Below are 4,844 nucleotides of genomic sequence, written 5' to 3' on the forward strand. Positions count from 1 at the left end.
ATCTCGCCGATGACGAGGTGGAGGAAGACCACGGAGACGAGCGCCACCGCGAAGCCGAGCGGGTGGACGAGCCCTTCGGGCACGTGCGCCGCGTGGAAGAGCGGCTCCAGGAGACGGGCGACGGTCGGTTCCGCGACGGCACCGAGCGTGAGGGAGCAGACGGTGATGCCGAACTGTGCGGCGGCCATCATCTGCGGCAGGTTCTCCAGGCCGTACAGCACCTGTCCGGCCCGGCTCGACCCGCCGGCCGCGAGGGGTTCGACCTGGCTGCGCCGTACGGAGACGAGCGCGAACTCGGCGCCGACGAAGAAGCCGTTCGCCAGCACGAGGAGGCCGGCGAACACCAGCTGTACGAGGCTCATCGCACGGCCTCCAGCAGGTCCTGGGTGAGCCGTTCCGGCTGGGTCTGCGGCATGTCCGTCAGACGGACGAAGCGGACCTGCTCGGCACGGTAGTGGCCGACCTGACGGACGGAGATCCGCCAGCCGGGAAGTTCGGCCCGGTCACCGGGGGCGGGGATGCGCCCCAGCAGATCGGCGACGAGGCCCGCCACCGTCTCGTAGGGCCCTTCGGGCACGTCGAGGCCTATCCGCAGCAGGGTCAGCACCCGGGTGCTGCCCTCCACGTCCCAGCCGGGCCGCCCGTCGTCGGCGACGACGGGGGTCAGCTCAGGACGGTCGGCGCCCTCCACGTCGTGCTCGTCCCTGACCTCTCCGACGAGTTCCTCGATGATGTCCTCGAGGGTGACGACACCGGCGGTGCCGCCGTACTCGTCGACCACGACGGCTATCGGCTGCTCGCTGCGCAGCCGCTGGAGCAGTTGCTCGACGGGCAGGGTCTCCGGCACCAGGAGCGGGGTCACGGCGATCCGGCCCACCGGGGTGCGCAGGCGGTCCTGGGAGGGGACGGCCAGGGCGTTCTTGAGGTGGACCATGCCGACCACCTCGTCGATGCGGTCCCGGTAGACGGGGAAGCGGGACAGGCCGGTGGCCCGCGTGAGGTTGAGGACGTCCGCCGCGGTCGCCGACGCCTGCAGCGCGCTGACCTTCACCCGCGGGGTCATGACGTGCTGTGCGGTGAGTCCGGCGAGGGACAGGGTCCGCACGAAGAGATCGGCGGTGTCCTGCTCCAGGGTTCCGGCCTCGGCGGAGTGCCGGGCCAGGGAGACGAGCTCGCCCGGGGTCCTGGCGGAGGCGAGTTCGTCGGTGGGTTCGACACCCAGCAGCCTGACCAGCCGGTTGGCCACGGCGTTCAGGGCGGTGATCACCGGCCTGAGGAGGGTGGAGAAGCGGTGCTGGGGCCCGGCGACGAACCGGGCGACCTGGAGCGGCCGGGAGACCGCCCAGTTCTTCGGGACGAGTTCGCCGATCACCATCTGGACGGCGGAGGCGAACAGCATGCCGATCACGACGCTCACCCCGGGGACCGCCCCGTGGGGCAGTCCGGTGGCGGTGAGCGGCCCGGCGAGCAGCTGGGCGAGCGCCGGTTCGGCGAGCATGCCGACGACCAGCGAGGTGATGGTGATGCCGAGCTGGGTGCCGGAGAGCTGGAAGGAGAGTTCACGCAGGGCGGCGACGACGGTACGGGCCCGGCGGTCGCCTTCGGCGGCGGCGCGTTCGGCGTCCGGCCGTTCCACCGTGACGAGCCCGAATTCGGCTGCCACGAAGAACCCGTTGGCGAGGATGAGGAGGAATGCCGCGAGGAGCAGCAACAGGGGGGTGGTCATGCCGCCGCCTCCGGGGAGAGGGCGGCGCAGATACTACCGGACGATCCGTCCATTGCTGGAGGGAGTCACTCCTTGGGTCGCAGGAAAGTGCCCCGCGGGCCTCGGAGGCCTTCTGGTGCGGGGCGGGGCGCACCCGGTGCGCCTCCGGTCCCAGAATAATCGGGATCGGGCCGGGCGGGGCGGGGGGCTCAGCCGTTCTCCGTGGCGTCGTTCACTCCGCTGCCGTGGAACTCGGCGAGAGCGCGGAGGGTGCGGGCGTCACGGATGGCCCGGCTCTTGGCGAGTCCGGGCTGGATGCCGAGTGCGGGCATGCTCGTGCCGTCGCTGAGGTCGAGGAAGACCCACGGGTCACCGGCGCGCAGATTGACGCGCAGGATCTCCGCCCAGGCCAGACGGCGGGTGCGGGTGATGTTGACGACCGTCACCCCTGCCTCGTCGGCGGTGATACGAGGCCTGCTGAGCAGGGCGAGCACGCCGAAGAAGAGCAGGGCGACGAAGACGAAGCTGGTCCGCTCCCCCGGGCTGAGGTTCTCCAGGATCATCGCGACCGCGGTGATGACGAGGAAGGTGGCCGCCCCCACGGCCAGCAGGACCACCCGGGTGAGAGTGGGCCTGAAGGTGGCCGGGAGAGCGGGGAGTCCGGAAGGCCGGGAGGTGGGGGCGGACATGGCGGCGCTGTCGTCCTTAGGTGTGCTGTGGTCCGGCTCGTCAGAGACGGCAGGCGTGGATGGCCGTCGTGAGGATGGCGCGCGCACCCAGCTCGTACAGGTCGTCCATGATCCGCTGGGCCTCCTTGGAGGAGACCATGGAGCGGACGGCGACCCAGCCCTCGTGGTGCAGCGGGGAGATGGTCGGCGACTCCAGGCCCGGGGTGAGGGCGACGGCACGCTCCAGGTGCTCGACGCGGCAGTCGTAATCCATCATCACGTAGGTGCGGGCGACCAGGACGCCCTGCAGACGGCGCAGGAACTGCTGCACCTTGGGGTCCTCGGCGTCGGCGCCCCTGCGGCGGATCACGACGGCTTCCGACGTCATGATCGGCTCGCCGATGACCTCGAGTCCGGCGTTGCGCAGGCTGGTGCCGGTCTCGACGACGTCGGCGATGACCTGGGCGACACCGAGCTCGATGGCGGTCTCGACCGCGCCGTCGAGGTGCACGACGGAGGCCTTGACACCGGCCTCGGCGAGGTGCGCCGCCACGATGCCCTCGTAGGACGTGGCGATGGTCATGCCGTCGAAGTCCTCGGGGCCGGCGGCCGTGCCGGGCTTCGTGGCGTAGCGGAAGGTCGAGCGCGCGAAGCCGAGCTGGAGGATCTCCTCGGCGTCGGCGCCGGAGTCCAGCAGCAGGTCGCGTCCGGTGATGCCGATGTCCAGGCGGCCGGAGCTGACGTAGATCGCGATGTCGCGCGGCCGCAGGTAGAAGAACTCGACCTCGTTGGCCGGGTCGACCAGGACGAGTTCCTTCGACTCCTTGCGCTGCTGGTAGCCGGCCTCATGGAGCATCGCCATCGCAGGCCCGGAGAGTGAACCCTTGTTGGGGACGGCGATGCGCAGCATGAGGTCGGGTTTCCTTTGTGCGGAGGGATGTTCGGGAGGTGTGCGGGGCGTGGCTCAGAGGTGGGCGTAGACGTCGTCGAGGGAGATCCCGCGGGCGACCATCATCACCTGGACGTGGTAGAGCAGTTGCGAGATCTCCTCGGCAGCGGCTTCCTTGCCCTCGTACTCGGCGGCCATCCAGACCTCTGCGGCCTCCTCGACGACCTTCTTGCCGATGGCGTGCACGCCCTTGCCCACCAGCTCGGCGGTGCGGGAGGTGGAGGGGTCGCCGTCGGCGGCCTTGCGCTGCAGCTCGGCGAAGAGCTCTTCGAAGGTTTTGTTGGCCATGATGGTCCTTAGAATACGGGGTCCCGGGGTGCTGCTCAGCGCCAGGGTTCGCTGACGGTCCGCAGTGTGGCGGCGGTGGCCACGGCGGCGGTGACCGCTTCGTGGCCCTTGTCCTCGTTGGAGCCCTCGAGTCCGGCCCGGTCCAGAGCCTGCTCCTCGTTGTCACAGGTGAGGACGCCGAAACCGACGGGGACACCGGTGTCGACCGTGACCTGGGTGAGCCCGTTGGTCACGCCCTGGGACACGTATTCGAAGTGGGGGGTGCCACCGCGGATGATCACTCCGAGGGCGACGATCGCGTCGTAACCGCGGCCGGCGAGCACCTTGGCCACCACCGGGAGCTCGAAGCTGCCGGGGACCCTGAGCAGCGTCGGTTCGTCGATGCCCAGGTCGCGCAGGGCGCGCAGGGCCCCGTCGACGAGCCCGTCCATGACCTGCTCGTGCCACTGGGCCGCGATCACCGCCACCCGCAGGTCTCCGCAGTTGCGTACGGACAGTTCGGGTGCGCCCTTGCCGCTCATGTCTCTCCTGTGTGTTCGTCGGTGCTTACTGGTTGCCGCAGGCCGACACGGAGGTGTCGAGCCAGGGCAGGTCGTGCCCCATCCGGTCCCGCTTGGTGCGCAGGTACCGCAGGTTGTGCTCACCGGCCTGGACGGGCATGGGCTCGCGCCCGGTGATCTCGAGTCCGTGCCGCACGAGCGCCGCGGTCTTGTCCGGGTTGTTGGTCATCAGCCGCAGGGTGTGCACGCCGAGGTCCCGCAGGATCTGGGCACCCGCCGCGTAGTCCCGGGCGTCGGCGGGCAGTCCGAGTTCGAGATTGGCGTCGAGGGTGTCGGAGCCGCGCTCCTGGAGTTCGTACGCGCGCATCTTGGACAGCAGTCCGATGCCGCGGCCCTCGTGGCCGCGCAGATAGACGACGACCCCGCGGCCCTCGGCCGTGACGCGTTCCATGGAGGTGTGCAGCTGGGGGCCGCAGTCGCAGCGCTGGGACTGGAAGATGTCGCCGGTCAGGCATTCGGAGTGGACCCGGACGAGGACGTCCCGGCCGTCACCGATGTCCCCGTGGACGAGTGCCACGTGCTCGACGCCGTCGGCGATGGAGCGGTAGCCGTACGCCGTGAAGGGGCCGAAGGCCGTGGGCAGCCGGACCTCGGCCTCACGGCGCACGGTGGGCTCGGAGCTGCGGCGGTAGGCGATCAGGTCCTCGATGGAGATGATCGTGAGTCCGTGCTTA

The 4,844-nt window shown here is 70.3% G+C and carries 7 protein-coding genes; all 7 read right to left on the minus strand.

Features of this window, described 5'->3' with window-relative positions; translation table 11 throughout:
* A partial coding sequence (locus tag VN520_RS22075) for a CNNM domain-containing protein (protein WP_325748670.1) occupies positions 1 to 362 on the minus strand: 362 nt, incomplete at its 3' end.
* Positions 359 to 1,726: a hemolysin family protein gene (locus tag VN520_RS22080; protein ID WP_325748671.1), complete on the minus strand. Its 1,368-nt coding sequence runs from the start codon at positions 1,724 to 1,726 to the stop codon at positions 359 to 361. The genes VN520_RS22075 and VN520_RS22080, both read right to left, overlap by 4 nt.
* Before the next feature lie 188 nt (positions 1,727 to 1,914).
* Complete coding sequence (locus tag VN520_RS22085) at positions 1,915 to 2,394, minus strand: PH domain-containing protein (RefSeq protein WP_325748672.1); 480 nt, start codon at positions 2,392 to 2,394, stop codon at positions 1,915 to 1,917.
* Between the two features lie 40 nt (positions 2,395 to 2,434).
* The gene (hisG, locus tag VN520_RS22090; RefSeq protein ID WP_325748673.1) at positions 2,435 to 3,283 is read right to left on the minus strand and encodes an ATP phosphoribosyltransferase; all 849 of its coding nucleotides are present in this window, start codon (positions 3,281 to 3,283) and stop codon (positions 2,435 to 2,437) included.
* 54 nt (positions 3,284 to 3,337) lie between these two features.
* The gene (locus VN520_RS22095) at positions 3,338 to 3,610 is read right to left on the minus strand and encodes a phosphoribosyl-ATP diphosphatase (RefSeq protein ID WP_325748674.1); all 273 of its coding nucleotides are present in this window, start codon (positions 3,608 to 3,610) and stop codon (positions 3,338 to 3,340) included.
* A gap of 35 nt (positions 3,611 to 3,645) precedes the next feature.
* Positions 3,646 to 4,131: a 6,7-dimethyl-8-ribityllumazine synthase gene (gene ribH, locus VN520_RS22100; protein WP_033304266.1), complete on the minus strand. Its 486-nt coding sequence runs from the start codon at positions 4,129 to 4,131 to the stop codon at positions 3,646 to 3,648.
* A gap of 25 nt (positions 4,132 to 4,156) precedes the next feature.
* The coding region (gene ribA, locus VN520_RS22105; RefSeq protein ID WP_325748675.1) for a GTP cyclohydrolase II at positions 4,157 to 4,844 on the minus strand (688 nt) is incomplete at its 5' end.

Origin of the sequence: Streptomyces sp., assembly GCF_035563135.1 — a bacterium.
Classification (GTDB): domain Bacteria; phylum Actinomycetota; class Actinomycetes; order Streptomycetales; family Streptomycetaceae; genus Streptomyces.

Excerpts from the sequence above, each read along its gene's own strand:
- ribH (WP_033304266.1), bottom strand. The coding sequence starts at position 4,131 with ATGAGCGGCAAGGGCGCACCCGAACTGTCCGTACGCAACTGCGGAGAC.
- hisG (WP_325748673.1), bottom strand. The coding sequence starts at position 3,283 with ATGCTGCGCATCGCCGTCCCCAACAAGGGTTCACTCTCCGGGCCTGCG.
- VN520_RS22085 (WP_325748672.1), bottom strand. The coding sequence starts at position 2,394 with ATGTCCGCCCCCACCTCCCGGCCTTCCGGACTCCCCGCTCTCCCGGCC.
- VN520_RS22095 (WP_325748674.1), bottom strand. The coding sequence starts at position 3,610 with ATGGCCAACAAAACCTTCGAAGAGCTCTTCGCCGAGCTGCAGCGCAAG.
- VN520_RS22080 (WP_325748671.1), bottom strand. The coding sequence starts at position 1,726 with ATGACCACCCCCCTGTTGCTGCTCCTCGCGGCATTCCTCCTCATCCTC.